This is a genomic window from Kocuria marina (assembly GCF_000786655.1).
In the GTDB taxonomy this organism is placed as follows: domain Bacteria; phylum Actinomycetota; class Actinomycetes; order Actinomycetales; family Micrococcaceae; genus Kocuria; species Kocuria marina_A.
The window spans coordinates 201,189-216,798 of sequence record NZ_JROM01000016.1; the positions used below are offsets into that span (position 1 = coordinate 201,189).

Below are 15,610 nucleotides of genomic sequence, written 5' to 3' on the forward strand. Positions count from 1 at the left end.
CCGTGAGTCCTGCGGTGGCCCGGCAGTCCCAACAGCGCGTGCTCGCGGTGGACCCCGGTCTCACCCGGTGCGGCTTCGCCGTGGTGGACATGTCCGCGCAGCGCACCGGGACGTTCGTGCACGTCCAGGTGAGCGGGACGCGCGCGCACGAGGCCCTCGAACACCGCGTGCTGTCGATCATGCGGGCCGCCGAGGAACTCATGGACCGCTTCCGCCCGGACGTCATGGCCGTGGAGCGCGTGTTCGCGCAGAACAACGCCCCCACGGTCGTGGGCACGGCCCAGGCCACGGGCGTCGTGATCGCGGCGGCCGCGGCGCGGGGCATCCCGGTCGCGTGGCACACCCCGTCCGAGGTCAAGGCCGCGGTCACCGGGGACGGCTCCGCGGACAAGGAATCGGTCAACCGCATGGTCGTGCGCATCCTGCGCCTGGACGCCCCGCCGCGGCCCGCGGACGCCGCCGACGCGCTGGCCCTGGCCGTGTGCCACGGGTGGCGCGGTGGGATGGCCGGTGTCAACGCGGCCGAGCGCACGTCCACCCACTCGGGTTCGCGCCCGGTGCAGACCCGCCGGGGTGCTGGCCTCACTCCGGCACAGCAGGCGTGGCGACGCGCCGAGGCCGCATCGCGAGCCCCCGGTGCCACCGCGCCCCGCGCATCCGGTACGGCCGCGTCCCGCGCGCCGGGTGCAGCGACCGGTGCCCGCGGGCGGCGCGGCCGGGTGTCCTGAGCGCCCGTTGCGGCCCGCCTCCCGAGCGGGAGCACGCGTTCCAGGTGTCCCCGGCGCTTGGTACAGTGACGAGCAGGAATTCGTACACGTGTTCGAACGACGCACCACGTCCTGCCCCCAGGTCGCGGCGCATTCGGGCACACCGACGTTCTCGGCCGGTGGCCGTGGGAGGGGAGGGGCACCGTGATCGCCTCGATAACCGGTGAGGTGCGCTTCGTGGGCGCCACGCTCGCCGTGGTGGAGGTCTCGGGCTTCGGCATCGAGGTCAACGCGAGCCCCCGCACGCTCGCCGGATTGCGGGTCGGTGCCACCGCGCACCTGCACACCGCGTACATCGCGCGCAAGGACGAGGCCCCGGTGCTATTCGGTTTCGCCCAGGCGGACGAGAAGGAGATCTTCTCCGTCATGCTCGGGGTCTCCGGGGTGGGCCCGCGCACCGCGCTCGCCGCGGTGTCCGTCCTCGGGCCCGACGACGCCCGGCGCGCGATCGCCGCCGGCGACGACAAGGCCTTCACGGCCGTCCCCGGGATCGGACCGAAGTCCGCGCGGCGCATCGTCCTGGAACTCGCGGACAAGATCGTCCTGCCGGACCCCGCGCCGCAGCAGAGCGCACAGCCCGGCATGCAGGTGTGGCGTGAACAGGTCGTGGACGCGCTCACGGGTCTGGGCTGGAGCGAGAAGGACGCCGCTCGCGGGATCGACGACGCCCTCGAGACCCAGCCCGAGCTCGCGGAGTCCGCCAACGTGGCCGAGATCCTGCGCGCCGTGCTGTCGTGGCTCGGCACCGCCAAGGCCACGTCCCACACGCGGACCAGGGGGCGGTGAGCATGGCCGTGGAGGAACGCGGATCGGTGGGCCAACAGCGTCTCGTGGGCGCTGAGGGCGACTACGACGACCAGCAGCTCGAGGCGTCCCTGCGCCCGGGGACCCTGCACGACTTCGTGGGGCAGAAACGGGTGCGGGCACAGTTGTCGCTCGTGCTCGAGGCGTCCAAGCTGCGTGGGCGCACCGCGGACCACGTGCTGCTGTCCGGGCCCCCGGGCCTCGGCAAGACGACCCTGGCCATGATAATCGCGCAGGAGCTGGACGTCCCCCTGCGGATCTCGTCCGGCCCTGCGATCCAGCACGCGGGTGACCTCGCGGCCATCCTGTCCTCCCTGACCCACGGGGAGGTGCTGTTCCTGGACGAGATCCACCGGATGTCCCGGCCCGCGGAGGAAATGCTGTACATGGCCATGGAGGACTTCCGCGTGGACATCGTGGTGGGCAAGGGCGCCGGTGCCACGTCCATCCCGCTGGACCTGCCCCCGTTCACGCTCGTGGGTGCCACGACCCGGGCGGGGCTGCTGCCCGGACCACTGCGCGACCGGTTCGGGTTCACGGGTCACCTGGAGTTCTACTCCGTCGAGGAACTCGAGCTCGTGCTGCGCCGTTCGGCCGGGCTGCTGGACCTCACCATGTCGAGCGAGGCCTTCACGGAGGTCGCATCGCGCTCGCGCGGCACCCCTCGTATCGCCAACCGACTGCTGCGGCGCGTGCGGGACTGGGCGCTCGTGCACGGCGTGGAGCGCATCGACGCGCGGGCCGCCGGATCCGCACTCGACATGTACGAGGTGGACGCCCGGGGTCTGGACCGCCTGGACCGCAACGTGCTCTCGGCGCTGGTGAACAAGTTCAACGGCGGCCCCGTCGGGCTGTCCACCCTGGCGATCGCCGTGGGGGAGGAGACCGAGACGGTCGAGACCGTCGCGGAACCGTTCCTGGTCCGGGAGGGCCTGCTCGGTCGCACTCCGCGCGGGCGCATCGCCATGGCCGCGGCGTGGGAGCACCTGGGACTCGACGTCCCCGAGCACGCCGCGTTCAAGGACCCGGCGCTGAGAACCGCGCTCGCGACCGAACCGGACTCGGAGGATCCGTCCAGCACGTGACCAGATCCATCCCCTAAGCTGGGGAGGATCGGCCGGGACCTTCGCACCCCTGCGCAGTCGTGCCCGGTCGCGCTGTACGTGCACCTCGACAGAACGGATCCTTCGTGACCATCCTCGCTCAGACCCAGGACGCTGCCGGTGGCGGCGCCGGAACCGCATGGTTCCTGCCCGTGATGCTCGTGGTCATGGTCCTGCTGCTGTGGCTGCCCATGCGCCGACAGAAGAAGGCCCAGGCCCAGATGAAGGCCAAGCAGGCCACCATGGAACCGGGCACGCGTGTAATGACGAGCTTCGGTCTCTACGGCACCCTGCGGGACATGGACCGGGAGAACAACAAGGCCGTCCTGGAGATCTCCCCGGGCCAGCTCGTCACGGTGCACTCCCAGACCGTGACCACCGTGGTGGACGAGCTGCCCGCCGAGTCCGCGACCACCGCCGCCCCCGGCGTGGTCGAGGCGGACTCCGTGCGGGCCGGTACCCCCGAGGCGGCCGGTTCGGCGCACCGCGTGGACCCGATCGACCCCGTGGACGGTTCCACGGCCGCCGGCGAGCAGGGCACCACCCAGCGCGGCACCATCCAGCCCGGTTCCGCCCAGTCCGGCACCACACCGGGTGCGGCGGCCCCGGACGCCTCGCACCAAACCTGGCGCGACGCCCGCGACCGCGACGACCGCGGTAACCCCACCACCTGATTTTCCCCCACCGGGACACGGGCCGAGGACCTCGGCCCGTTTCTCATGTGTCGACCGGGCCGCGGCCCCGGTCGAGGGCTCGTTGAAGGACAGCAATGGCAGCAGAGAAGAAGGCGCAGACCCCGGGATCGCGTGGCGGGTCCCGTTGGCGGCGCACCAAGGCCTCCGGCACCTCGGAGGGGACCCCCGGGAACGGGACCGCAGCGGCGAACGGCACGTCCGGTCGGAACGGGACGGGTACCGCGAAGCGGCGACCCCGCTCCGGAGCGGCCGCGGCGGCGTCGTCGGCGCGCAAGGCCCTGGTGGCTCTTGCAGCGGTGATCGCGATCCTCGCCGGGGTACTCGTCTACGGTGTGACGACCGACCGCACCGGGTGGGCGCCCAAGCTGGCGCTGGATCTCGAGGGTGGCACGCAGATGGTGCTCTCGCCCACGCTGCAGGGGGAGAACTCCGGTCAGGACATCTCCCAGGAGCAACTGGACCAGGCGGTCGAGATCATCCGCCAGCGCGTGGACGGTGCGGGTGTCTCCGAGGCGGAGATCACCACGCAGTCCGGTCGCAACATCGTGGTGTCGATGCCCGGTGTGCCCTCGTCCGAGACGCGTGAGCTGATCCAGACCTCCGCGCAGATGGCGTTCCGTCCCGTGATCGTCTCGGGTCCCGGCGCGGCCACCCCGGAGAACCAACGCACCGACCCCAAGTCGATCCCCCAACCGGAGGGTGAGCCCGAGAACTCGTCCGACCCCAAGTGGGTCACGCGGGATCTCTTCGCCAGGTACGAGGCGCTCGACTGCAGTGCGCCGCGGCCCCAGGAGGAGCGCGCCTCCCAGCCGCAGGACGAGGCGATCGTGGCGTGCGATCCGCAGAGCAACTCCAAGTTCATCCTGGGCCCCGTCGAGATCCCCGGCACGGACATCGCCACGGCGTCCTACGCCCAGGCGACCAACTCCCAGGGCCACGCGACGGGCGGGTTCGCCGTGAACCTGCAGTTCAACGACGAGGGCACCCAGACCTTCAAGGAACTCTCCGAGCGGCTCTACGGGCTCGGCCAGGGCGGACAGAACGGTGCACGCAACCGGTTCGCGATCGTGCTGGACGGTTCCGTGGTCTCCGCGCCGACCATGAACGCCGTGATCACGGACGGCCGTGCGCAGATCACCGGCAACTTCACCGAGGACGAGGCCAAGTTCCTGTCCGAGCAGTTGAAGTACGGTGCGTTGCCGGTGTCCTTTTCGATCGACTCCGAACAGCAGATCTCCGCGACCCTGGGTAGCAACCAGTTGCGGATGGGCATCATCGCGGGCCTGATCGGTCTGGCGCTCGTGTGCATCTACTCGCTGTTCCAGTACCGCTGGCTGGGTCTCGTGACCATCGCTTCACTCGTCGTGGCCGGTGTCGTGACCTACCTGGCCATCACCCTGCTGGGGTGGGGCGCGAACTACCGACTGTCCCTGGCCGGCGTCGCGGGTCTCGTGGTGGCCATCGGTCAGACCGCGGACTCGTTCATCGTGTACTTCGAACGCATCCGAGACGAGATCCGCGCCGGGCGCACGATCCCGGCCGCCGTGGACCACGGCTGGCAACGCGCGCGCCAGACGGTGCTCGCGTCCAAGGCCGTGAACCTGTTGGCCGCCGTGGTGCTCTACTTCGTGGCCGTGGGCAACGTGCGCGGCTTCGCGTTCACGCTCGGTCTCACCGCGATCGCGGACCTGCTGGTCGTGTTCCTGTTCACCCACCCGATCATGGTGTTGCTCGCACGCACCCGCTACTTCGGCAACGGCGCGCGGCACTCGGGTCTGGACCCCGAAGCGCTCGACGCCGTCCCGCTCTACCGCGGCGCCGGCCGGCTGCGCAGCCCCGAGGACGGTGACGGTCTCACGATCGCCGAACGACGACGCCGCGCGGCACAGCAGGCGAGCGCAGCGCCGTCGTCCGCAGCGCCGTCGTCCGCCGCCGAACCCGGCGGGAACGCGTCCGTCGGCTCCACCGCGGCCACCGCCCGTCCCGATTCCGAGGAGACCCAGCGATGAGCAACCGACTCGCGCGTTTCGGCAATGACCTGCACAGCGGGCGCACGTCCTACCCCTTCGTCCAGAAGCGGGGACCGTGGCTCGCCGTGAGCCTGGCCCTCGTGGTGATCTCCGTGCTGATCCCCGTGATCAAGGGCGGGTTCAACCTGGGGATCGACTTCACGGGCGGCTCCGAGTTCACGGTCTCGGACGTGTCCACCACGGACGTCTCCCTGGGCGAGCGGGCGGTCGCCGAGACCCCCGGTGCCCACGAGGCCACCGTGACGAACATCGCCCCGGGCACCGTGCGGGTGCAGACCCAGCAACTCGACGACGACCAGACCCTGACCCTGAAGAACAAGCTGCAGGACGCCTACGGCGTGGGCGAGGACCAGGTGACCTCCAACTTCGTGGGACCCACGTGGGGCCAGGGCGTGACCCGGCAGGCCCTGTGGGGGCTCGTGATCTTCGTGGTGCTCGCGCTCGCACTCATGGCGCTGTACTTCCGCACGTGGAAGATGTCCGTGTCCGCGATCGCAGCCATGCTCTTCACGATCGTCATCACCGCGGGTGTGTACTCCCTGGTGGGCTTCGAGATCACCCCCTCCGCGGTGATCGGCTTCCTCACGGTGCTGTCCTACTCGCTCTACGACTCGGTGGTGGTCTTCGACAAGGTGCGTGAGAACACCGCGGGGCTCGTGGACGGCAGCGCGCCCGAGGAACGCAGGAAACGCACGTTCGGGGAACAGGTCAACCTGGCCGTGAACCAGACCCTCGTGCGCTCGATCAACACGTCCGTGGTGGGCATCCTCCCCGTGGGGTCCATCCTGTTCATCGGTGCCTACCTGCTCGGGGCCGGAACGTTGAAGGACCTCTCGCTGTCCTTGTTCGTGGGCATCATCGTGGGCACGCTCGCTACACTGTTCGTGGCCGCGCCCCTGTACTCGTGGTTGCGCGACCGCGAACCCGGCGTGCGGGAGCAGACCCGCCGGGTGCTCGAACACCGCACGGGCGAGGCGCCTCCGGTGAGCGCGGATCCCGTGGCGGTCTGACGCGACACCTCGCACTCGCGGCCGGTCGCGCATGGCGTGACCGGCCACGTGCGTTGTGACCGAACGTGCGGGCGGCGACGCCGCTCGGTACCCCGCCCGCGGCAGGTGAGCACTGCGTCCGCGGCACGTCCGTACTGTGTCCGCGGCGCATCGGCACCGTTGTCCGCGGCGTGTCGGCGCGGGCTTAGACTGGGACATCAGCCCGCGGGGGCTCATGTCCGGCCTCCCGCGGTCGCGGCGACGATGAGGAGGCCACGGATCATGTCCAGCCAGTCCGAGAACGGTGGTGCCCAGGCACCCGTGGGCTCCGCGGTCACGTCCTCCGGCGCGGCCTCCGCTCAGGAGGCGTCCCGTCCGAGTTCCGCGCCGCCCGCTCGCCCGAGTGCCGCGCGCGGCGACTTCGGGGGCACCCATTTCGTCCTGCCCGCCTCTCGGCCCGTGTTCGGGCGGGCGGTCTTCCCGGGGCGCAGCGAACGCACCCGCTCGACCCTCTCGGTGCTCAGCGGTGAATCGGTCCCGAGCTCGCCCATCCTGGTGCCCCTGCTGCGCACGGTGCAGAACACCCATCCCGAGGAGGACCTTTCGGTCCTGGAGCGGGCCTTCACGGTCGCGGACACCCACCACGAGGGACAGAAGCGCAAGTCCGGGGACCCGTACATCACCCACCCGGTGGCCGTGACCACGATCCTCGCGGAACTCGGGATGACCGGTGCCACGCTCGTGGCCGGTCTGCTGCACGACACCGTGGAGGACACGTCCTACACGCTCGAGCAAGTGCGCGAGGAGTTCGGCGAGGAGGTCGCCGCGCTCGTGGACGGCGTGACCAAGCTGGACAAGATCCAGTACGGGGAGAACGCGCAGGCGGAGACCGTGCGCAAGATGATCGTGGCCATGGCCAAGGACATCCGCGTGTTGGTCATCAAACTCGCGGACCGTTTGCACAATGCCCGGACGTGGCGCTTCGTGTCCTCCGAGTCCTCCGGGCGCAAGGCGCGCGAGACCCTCGAGATCTTCGCTCCGCTGGCCCACCGACTGGGCATGAACACGATCAAGTGGGAGCTCGAGGACCTGTCCTTCGCGGCCCTGCACCCCAAGGTGTACGAGGAGATCGTGCGCATGGTGGGGGAGCGCACCCCCGAGCGCGAGCGTCACCTCGCGGAGATCCGCGGTCAGATCGCCGAGGCGCTGGACGCGTCCGGGATCGAGGCGACCATCACGGGCCGGCCGAAGCACTACTACTCGATCTACCAGAAGATGATCGTGCGGGGTAAGGACTTCGACGAGATCCACGACCTGCAGGCCGCGCGCGTGCTCGTGAACTCCGTGCGCGAATGCTATGCGGCGCTGGGTGTGCTGCACGCGAAGTGGCGGCCGCTGCCCGGGCGGTTCAAGGACTACATCGCCATGCCCAAGTTCAACATGTACCAGTCCCTGCACACCACGGTGATCGGGCCCGCGGGGCGTCCCGTGGAGATCCAGATCCGCACCCACGAGATGCACCGCCGCGCCGAGTACGGCGTGGCCGCGCACTGGAAGTACAAGGACAAGGTCAACCAGGCGAACTCCGCGACCCCCAAGGCCAAGGAGGGTGAGCTGAACTGGCTCAGCTCCCTGGTGTCGTGGCAGGAGGAGGCCAAGGACTCCTCGGACTTCCTGGACTCGCTGCGCTATCAGATCAACACCGCCGAGGTGTACGTGTTCACGCCCAAGGGCGAGGTCATGGCCCTGCCCACGGGGTCCACGCCGGTGGACTTCGCGTACGCGGTGCACACCGAGGTGGGCAACCGCACGATCGGCGCGCGCGTCAACGGCAAGCTCGCCCCGCTGTCGTCCCGGTTGCAGCACGGGGACCGCGTGGAGATCCTCACGTCCAAGTCGGAACAGGCGGCGCCGTCCCAGGACTGGCTCAAGTTCGTGGGCTCCCCGCGGGCGCGCACCAAGATCCGGCAGTGGTTCTCCAAGGAACGCCGCGAGGAAGCGATCGAGCGGGGCAAGGACCAGCTCACCCGGGCGCTGCGCAAGCACCACCTCCCGCTGCAGCGCACGGTCACGAGCGCAGCGCTGCTCGCGGTGGCCCAGGACTTCAACCGCGGGGACGTGGCCGCGCTCTACGAAGCCATCGGTTCGGACGCCGTGGGCGCCCACCAGGTCGTCGACAAGTTGTTGCAGCACCTGGGCGGGGCCGAGGGCACGGAGGAGGACCTCGCCGAGACCACGCGGGTGACCCACCCCGTGCGCCCCGGCGTCTCGGACGCGGGTGTGCTCGTGCAGGGGGCCTCGGACGTCTACGTCAAGATCGCCCGGTGTTGCACCCCGGTGCCCCCGGACGAGATCGTGGGTTTCGTCACGCGCGGGTCCGGGATCTCGGTGCACCGCAAGGACTGCGCCAACATGCGGGTCATCCCGGAGGACGACGACCGGATCAAGGACGTCTCGTGGGCGCCCACCCAGTCCTCGCTGTTCCTCGTGGAGATCCAGGTGGAAGCCCTGGATCGCAAGTCCCTGCTCTACGACGTGACCAAGGCGCTGTCGGAGAATCACGTGAACATCCTCTCGGCGCAGGTGCACACGTCCCGCTCCCGGCTGGCGATCTCCCGGTTCTCGTTCGAGATGGGGGACACCCGCTACCTGGACCACGTGCTCAACCAGGTGCGCCGGATCGACGGCGTCTACGACGTCTACCGCACCTCGGGACACCGCCCGGTCAACTCCTGAAGGGTCCGCCCGCGCGTCCGGCCTCGAGCGCCCGTGCGAGCTTGCGGACGCGGGCGATCGCGACCCGGCGACCCGGCAGTTTGGCCAGGGCCTCGAGTTCGGCAAGCAGGTGCTGCGGTGAGCAGTGCAGGCGCGGTGCGCTCAGCAGGGCGAGCAGAGCGGCGTCGCCGGCCGGGCCGGTGACGTGCACCGCGAGGTCCACGGCGGTGCGCAGGGGAGTGGTCAGTGTGATGCCGTGGTGGACCACGAGGTCCCGCGGCGCGAACCCCGTCTGATGGATCACGAGACCCGGCGGCACCGTGGTGGTCGTGCGCGCGGACTTGTCCACGAGGATCGTCACGGGCGAGGGCTCGGGCGCGCAGCGGTAGAACCATGCGGCCCCGAGCCGCCCGAGCACACCCCGCCGTTGAAGGTGCCCGGGCACGACCCTGCTCACCGCCGTGGCTCGCAACTGGAGCGTGGGGGCGGCGGTCGCGGGTACGTAGGCGTCGAGCAGTTCGCGGCGCAACAAACCGTCCTCGGCCATCGCGCTCAGTTCGGCGCGGCTGAACGGGTGGCCCGGGAGCAGGACGAGGGGCGCGGTGGTGCCGCGAGCGGTGAGCACGGAAGTCATGGACCCAATCCCACCCCACGGCGTACCGGAAGGGCAGGGCAGCAGCCGGATTGTGGAGAACGCCCGTGCAACGAGCCGCGCCGCGAGATCCCCCGACGGTGCGCGGGCCGGTACCGCACGCATCGCGCTCCGCGGCGAGGAACGGCCGGACCCCCGGTCGCAATCACGAGGAACGCCCCCGCCCCGGCGAACCGGGACGGGGGCGTTCCTGCAGTCGGCGGCAGGGAATCAGCGCAGTTCGGACGCCGAAGCCTGCAGTGTGGCGAGCCACTGCTCGCTCGTGGCCAGGTCCTTCTCGAGGGACGCGGCCTTCTTGGTGTTGCCACCCGCACGGGCGGCCTCGAGGGCGGCGCGCTGATCGGCGATCTTGTTCTCCAGCTGGGACAGCATGGAGTTGGAGCGCGCCTTGGTCTCAGGGTCGGTGCGCCGCCAGCGGTCGTCCTCGGCCTTCTTGACGACGTCCTCCACGGCGCGCAGTTCGTTCTCCACGCGGCGCATGTGGGCGCGGGGGACCTTACCCGCCTCCTCCCAGCGCTGCTGGACGGACGCGAGCTGCTTCTTGGCGGCGTCGAGGTCCTTGACGGGCAGGATCTGCTTGGCCTCGGCGAGCAGCTGCTCCTTGACCGTGAGGTTGCCCGCGTACTCCTGGTCGATCCGCTCGTTCGCGGCGGTGCGCGCGGAGAAGAACACGTCCTGGGCGGCGCGGAACCGGGCCCACAGGGCGTCGTCCTCCTTGCGGGACGCGCGCGGGGCCTCCTTCCACCGGTCCATGAGCTCGCGGTACTTCCCGGCGGTCTCACCCCACTCGGTGGACGAGGACAGCGCCTCGGCCTCCTTGATCAGGCCCTCCTTGACGCGCTTGGCCTTGGCGTTGGTCTCGTCCAGGGACGAGAAGAAGGCCTTGCGGTGCCGGTCGAACGTGGTGCGGGCCTTGCGGAAGCGCTTCCACAGGGCGTCCTCGTCCGACTTGGGCAGGCGTCCGCCAGAGCGCTGGTGGTCCTGCCACTGCGAGAACAGCTCCGCCATGCGCGCGGACGAGTGCTTCCACTGCGTCTTGGCGGGGTCCTGCGCGGCGACCTCCTCGGCGGCCTCCACGATCGCGGTGCGGTGCGCGAGCTGCTGCGTCTTGGCGGCCTTGGCCTCCTCGCGTTCGCGGTTGACGGCCACCTTGATCGCGTCCTCAAGGGTGTCCAGGCGCGTGGAGAGATCCGTGAGATCGCCCACCATGGTGTGCGCGTCCACCTGCTCGCGTACGTGGTCCACGGTCTTGCGCATGTCACCCGCGGGTGCCTTGGCAGCGATGCGCTGTTCGAGCAGCGCGACCTGCGCCTCGGCGTCGTCGAACTTGCGCGCGAAATAGGCGAGCGCCTCGTCGGGCGTGGCGTCCGGGAACTGCCCGCACTCGTACTCGGTGCCCTGGACGCTCACGTACACGGTGCCGTTCTCGTCCGCGCGGCCGAAGGCCCGGGCGCGTTCCACGGACTCGGCCGGGGCGAGCGCGGCGTGGGTGCCCTCCGCGGGACGCGGCTGGGCCGCCGCCGGTGCGGGCGCGGGTGCCGCGCTCGGGGTGGGTTTGGGGGTCGACGGCGCCGCGGGCTTGGGCGCGGACGCCGCGGGGGTGGCCGGACCCGGGACGGGACGGCGGTCGTCGGATTCAGGACGTTCTGTCACCGCTACAACTCTTTCTGCACGACCCCGCCGGCGCTGCCCGCAGCTGCGGGCGTCCCGGTGGGGTTTCCAATGGTGGACACCGGCCATCCTATCGAGCCGCGCGGCTTAGACTGGCAGCTGACACCGTCCGCGCTCGCGCACGCCCCGGTTCCGGGGGTTGCTCGTACGACGACGCCGCGCCGCCCGGGGCTTCCCCGGCGCACCGGCCGAGCCCCGGACCGCCCGAGACCCACTACCGAGGAGTTCCCACCCATGGCCCGCACCACGTCTCTGTCCGGTTTCCCCGAATGGCTCCCGGAGGAACGGATCGTGGAGCAACACGTGCTGGACTCCCTGCGCAGGACCTTCGAACTCCACGGCTTCTCCTCGATCGAGACGCGCGCGGTGGAGACCGTGGAGCAGTTGCTGCGCAAGGGCGAGATCGACAAGGAGGTCTACGGGGTCTCCCGGTTGCAGCAGGACGAGGACTCCTCGCGCGAGGACGCGCTGGCGCTGCACTTCGACCTGACCGTGCCGTTCGCCCGCTACGTCGTGGAGAACAGCGGCTACCTCACGTTCCCGTTCCGCCGCTACCAGATCCAGAAGGTGTGGCGCGGCGAGCGCCCCCAGGAGGGCCGGGCGCGCGAATTCACCCAGGCGGACATCGACGTGGTGGGGGACGGCACGCTCGCGTTCCGCTACGACGTGGAGCTCGCGCTCGTGATGATCGAGGCGCTGTCCGAGCTGCCCATCCCGCCGTTCGTGCTGCGGGTCAACAACCGCAAGCTCGCCGAGGGTTTCTACCGCGGTGTGGGTCTCACGGACGCCCCCGCGGTGCTGCGTGAGATCGACAAGCTCGAGAAGATCGGTGCCGAGCAGGTCTCCCGGAATCTCCAGGACACGGTGGGTGCCACGCCCGAACAGGCGGAGGCGGCGCTGTCCCTCGCGGCGATCCGCACCGAGGACACGTCCTTCGTGGAGCGCGTGCGGGAACTCGGGGTGAGCAACGAGCTGCTGGACGAGGGCCTGGACGAACTCGCCGAGGTCGTGGGGGAGGCCTCCCGGCGCGCCCCCGGCAAGGTCGTGGCGGACCTGTCCATCGCTCGCGGGCTCGACTACTACACGGGCACCGTGTACGAGACGGTCCTCGTGGGTCACGAACAGCTCGGCTCCGTGTGCTCGGGCGGTCGCTACGAGTCCCTCGCGTCCTCCGGCAAGAAGACCTACCCCGGTGTGGGCCTGTCGATCGGTGTGACCCGGTTGGTCACCCGGATCCTGTCCCGCTCCATGGCCCAGGCCTCCCGCTCGGTGCCCTCCGCGGTGCTCGTGGCCCTGAACGACGACGCATCGTGGTCCGCCGCGCAGGACGTCGCCGGGCAGTTGCGCGCTCGCGGGATCGCGACCGAGGTGGCCGCCACGGCCCAGAAGTTCGGCAAGCAGATCCGCTACGCCGAGCGCCGCGGCATCCCGTTCGTGTGGTTCTCGTCCGTGGCCGAGGACGGGAGCCCGACCCACGAGGTCAAGGACATCCGCTCGGGCGAACAGGTGGCCGCGGACCCCGCGTCGTGGCAGCCGCCCGCCGAGGACCTGCACGCCACGGTGCTGCGCGCCGCCGACACGGACGACTGATACCGGCTCCGTCCTACGAGAGGCGTGCCCGCGTGCGACGGCCGTGCGCACGCGGCGTCGGCTTGTAGACTCGCGGGGACGGGAGCACGCCCTGCTCCAGGGCGCCCGATCCGGTGCGGCACCGCAGGCACCCGGCGCGACGCGCTCCACCGGCCCGCGACCCGACCATCCCATTGATTGAAAAGGTGAATGCACTTGTTGCGAACGCATGAACTTGGCACGTTGACCGCCGAGAACATTGGACAGACCGTCACGCTGGCGGGCTGGGTCGGCCGGCGCCGCGACCACGGCGGCGTGGCGTTCGTGGACCTGCGGGACGCCTCCGGTGTGGCGCAGATCGTGGTGCGGGACGAGGACCAGTTCCACCAGTTGCGCAACGAGTACGTCCTGCAGGTGACGGGCACCGTGGAGCGGCGTCCGGAGGGTAACGAGAACCCCAACCTGACCTCGGGTGAGGTCGAGGTCATGGTGGACGAGCTCACCGTGCTCAACACGGCCGCGCCGTTGCCGTTCCAGATCGACGAGCACGTGGAGGTGGGCGAGGAAGCTCGCCTGAAGTACCGCTACCTGGACCTGCGCCGCCCCGAGCCCGCGCGCATCATGTGCCTGCGTTCCGAGGTCAACCGGGTCGCGCGCAACCTGCTGCACGACCACGGCTTCACCGAGGTGGAGACCCCCACCCTCACCCGTTCCACGCCCGAGGGTGCGCGCGACTTCGTGGTGCCGGCACGGCTGTCCCCGGGCTCCTGGTATGCGCTGCCGCAGTCCCCGCAGCTGTTCAAACAGCTGCTGCAGGTGGGCGGGATCGAGAAGTACTTCCAGATCGCCCGCTGCTACCGGGACGAGGACTTCCGCGCGGACCGCCAGCCCGAGTTCACCCAGCTGGACGTTGAGGCCTCCTTCGTGGAGGAGGACGATGTCATCGCCCTGGGCGAGCAGATCGTGAAGTCCCTGTGGGCTCTGATCGGCGTGGACGTCTCGACCCCCATCCCGCGCATGACCTACGCCCAGGCCATGGCCGACTACGGCTCCGACAAGCCGGACCTGCGCTTCGACCTGAAGCTCACGGAGCTCACCGAGTACTTCAAGGACACCCCGTTCCGCGTGTTCCAGGCCCCGTACGTGGGTGCCGTGGTCATGCCAGGCGGTGCATCCCAGCCCCGCCGCCAGCTCGACGCGTGGCAGGAGTGGGCCAAGCAGCGCGGCGCCAAGGGCCTCGCCTACGTGCTGTTCAAGGAGGACGGCGAGATCGCCGGGCCGGTGGCCAAGAACATCTCGGAGGAGGAGAAGGCCGGACTCGCGGAGGCCGTGGGCGCGAAGCCCGGCGACTGCGTGTTCTTCGCCGCGGGCGGGGCCAAGACCTCCCGCGCGCTGCTCGGTGCCGCGCGCGTGGAGATCGGCCACCGCGTGGGCCTGATCGACGAGAATGACTGGGCCTTCGTGTGGATCGTGGACGCGCCGCTGTTTGAGCCCGCGTCCGAGGCGGTCGAGTCCGGCGACGTTGCCGTGGGCTCCGGTGCGTGGACGGCCGTGCACCACGCGTTCACGTCCCCCAAGCCCGAGTTCATGGACACCTTCGACACGGACCCCGGCTCCGCGCTGGCCTACGCGTACGACATCGTGTGCAACGGCAACGAGATCGGCGGCGGTTCCATCCGCATCCACCGCCGGGACGTGCAGGACCGCGTGTTCCGCGTGATGGGGCTCAGCGAGGAGGACGCCCGGGAGAAGTTCGGCTTCCTGCTGGACGCCTTCCAGTTCGGCGCGCCCCCGCACGGCGGCATCGCCTTCGGCTGGGACCGCGTGGTCGCGCTGCTCGCGGGCACCGAGTCCATCCGGGATGTCATCGCGTTCCCCAAGACCGGCAACGGCTACGACCCCCTGACCGCCGCGCCTGCGCCCATCACGGCGCAGCAGCGCAAGGAAGCCGGCGTGGACGCCAAGCCCGAGCCCAAGAAGGCCGAGGCGCCGCGCGAGGCAGCCTCCGCCGACAAGGACGGCGACGCGAAGTAACGCCATCGACACGTGACACCGTCGCTACACGCTGCGGGGCCGCCGATCCGGGATGTCACCCCGGGGTCGGCGGCCCCGCCGCGCGAGTGTGATGGACTGGCGTCATGAGAATCGTGCTACAGGTGGCGTCACGGGCCAGTGTCACCGTGGGGGAACGGGGCACGGGCGAGATCACCGGCCCCGGGCTCGTCGCACTCGTGGGGGTCACCCACTCGGACACCCCGGAGATCGCCGCGCAGCTCGCGGCCAAGATCGCCGGGCTGCGCATCCTGCCGGGAGAGACCTCATGCGAGGACCGCTCGGCCCCGGTGCTCGTGGTCAGCCAGTTCACGCTGTACGGGGACGTGCGGAGGGGGCGCCGACCGTCGTGGTCCCGCGCCGCCCCCGGGGACGTGAGCGAACCCCTCTTCGACGCCTTCGTGGCGGCGCTACGGGAGCGCGGTTTGCCGGTGGAAACCGGGGAGTTCGGTGCGCACATGGAGGTCTCGCTCGTCAACGACGGGCCCGTGACCCTCGTGGTGGACAGCGACGAGCTGCAGCGCCCGCGTCGCGACTGAACCCGCGGCGGCCCGTGCGTGTCC

The 15,610-nt window shown here is 70.5% G+C and carries 12 protein-coding genes; 10 read left to right on the forward strand and 2 right to left on the reverse strand.

Annotated elements, in window-relative coordinates; all coding sequences use genetic code 11:
- Positions 1–2: 2 nt before the first annotated feature.
- The 7 genes from ruvC (at position 3) to AS25_RS03635 (ending at position 9,124) form a co-directional block, all read left to right on the forward strand.
- Positions 3–728, forward strand: coding sequence for a crossover junction endodeoxyribonuclease RuvC (ruvC, locus tag AS25_RS03605; RefSeq protein ID WP_156960883.1), 726 nt, complete (start codon positions 3–5; stop codon positions 726–728).
- A 183-nt stretch (positions 729–911) separates the two neighbouring features.
- On the forward strand, positions 912–1,553 hold the full coding sequence (gene ruvA, locus AS25_RS03610; RefSeq protein WP_035961627.1) for a Holliday junction branch migration protein RuvA: 642 nt from the start codon (positions 912–914) through the stop codon (positions 1,551–1,553).
- Positions 1,554–1,555: 2 nt separating this feature from the next.
- A complete protein-coding gene (ruvB, locus tag AS25_RS03615; protein WP_035961631.1) occupies positions 1,556–2,656 on the forward strand; it encodes a Holliday junction branch migration DNA helicase RuvB in 1,101 nt (366 codons plus the stop codon).
- Between the two features lie 104 nt (positions 2,657–2,760).
- Complete coding sequence (locus tag AS25_RS13720; protein WP_253270461.1) at positions 2,761–3,348, forward strand: preprotein translocase subunit YajC; 588 nt, start codon at positions 2,761–2,763, stop codon at positions 3,346–3,348.
- A 95-nt stretch (positions 3,349–3,443) separates the two neighbouring features.
- On the forward strand, positions 3,444–5,378 hold the full coding sequence (gene secD / locus AS25_RS03625) for a protein translocase subunit SecD (protein WP_035961637.1): 1,935 nt from the start codon (positions 3,444–3,446) through the stop codon (positions 5,376–5,378).
- A complete protein-coding gene (gene secF / locus AS25_RS03630) occupies positions 5,375–6,409 on the forward strand; it encodes a protein translocase subunit SecF (protein ID WP_035961645.1) in 1,035 nt (344 codons plus the stop codon). Before secD ends, secF begins: the two co-directional genes overlap by 4 nt.
- A gap of 261 nt (positions 6,410–6,670) precedes the next feature.
- A complete protein-coding gene (locus AS25_RS03635) occupies positions 6,671–9,124 on the forward strand; it encodes a RelA/SpoT family protein (protein ID WP_035961648.1) in 2,454 nt (817 codons plus the stop codon).
- Here the strand turns inward: AS25_RS03635 and AS25_RS03640 are convergent.
- Both AS25_RS03640 and AS25_RS03645 read right to left on the reverse strand, forming a co-directional pair.
- A complete protein-coding gene (locus AS25_RS03640) occupies positions 9,114–9,737 on the reverse strand; it encodes a type IV toxin-antitoxin system AbiEi family antitoxin (RefSeq protein WP_052160669.1) in 624 nt (207 codons plus the stop codon). The two genes, AS25_RS03635 and AS25_RS03640, sit on opposite strands and share 11 nt — an antisense overlap.
- A 228-nt stretch (positions 9,738–9,965) precedes the next feature.
- Positions 9,966–11,216, reverse strand: a complete 1,251-nt coding sequence (locus tag AS25_RS03645) for a DUF349 domain-containing protein (protein WP_035962347.1) — start codon at positions 11,214–11,216, stop codon at positions 9,966–9,968.
- A 444-nt stretch (positions 11,217–11,660) separates the two neighbouring features.
- Here AS25_RS03645 and hisS point away from each other — a divergent pair, with 444 nt between their 5' ends.
- From hisS to dtd, 3 genes are all read left to right on the forward strand, one after another.
- On the forward strand, positions 11,661–13,016 hold the full coding sequence (gene hisS, locus AS25_RS03650; RefSeq protein WP_035961653.1) for a histidine--tRNA ligase: 1,356 nt from the start codon (positions 11,661–11,663) through the stop codon (positions 13,014–13,016).
- A gap of 195 nt (positions 13,017–13,211) precedes the next feature.
- Positions 13,212–15,029 carry an aspartate--tRNA ligase gene (gene aspS, locus AS25_RS03655; protein WP_035962348.1) on the forward strand — a complete coding sequence of 606 codons (1,818 nt, stop codon included), beginning with the start codon at positions 13,212–13,214 and terminating at the stop codon, positions 15,027–15,029.
- A gap of 104 nt (positions 15,030–15,133) precedes the next feature.
- Entirely contained in the window at positions 15,134–15,586 is a 453-nt protein-coding gene (dtd, locus tag AS25_RS03660; protein ID WP_035961657.1) for a D-aminoacyl-tRNA deacylase, read from the forward strand.
- The last annotated feature ends 24 nt before the right edge of the window (positions 15,587–15,610 follow it).

Coding starts and splice junctions, on each gene's coding strand:
- secF (WP_035961645.1), top strand. CDS start 5,375: ATGAGCAACCGACTCGCGCGTTTCGGCAATGACCTGCACAGCGGGCGC.
- AS25_RS03640 (WP_052160669.1), bottom strand. CDS start 9,737: ATGACTTCCGTGCTCACCGCTCGCGGCACCACCGCGCCCCTCGTCCTG.
- AS25_RS03635 (WP_035961648.1), top strand. CDS start 6,671: ATGTCCAGCCAGTCCGAGAACGGTGGTGCCCAGGCACCCGTGGGCTCC.
- hisS (WP_035961653.1), top strand. CDS start 11,661: ATGGCCCGCACCACGTCTCTGTCCGGTTTCCCCGAATGGCTCCCGGAG.
- secD (WP_035961637.1), top strand. CDS start 3,444: ATGGCAGCAGAGAAGAAGGCGCAGACCCCGGGATCGCGTGGCGGGTCC.
- dtd (WP_035961657.1), top strand. CDS start 15,134: ATGAGAATCGTGCTACAGGTGGCGTCACGGGCCAGTGTCACCGTGGGG.
- ruvB (WP_035961631.1), top strand. CDS start 1,556: ATGGCCGTGGAGGAACGCGGATCGGTGGGCCAACAGCGTCTCGTGGGC.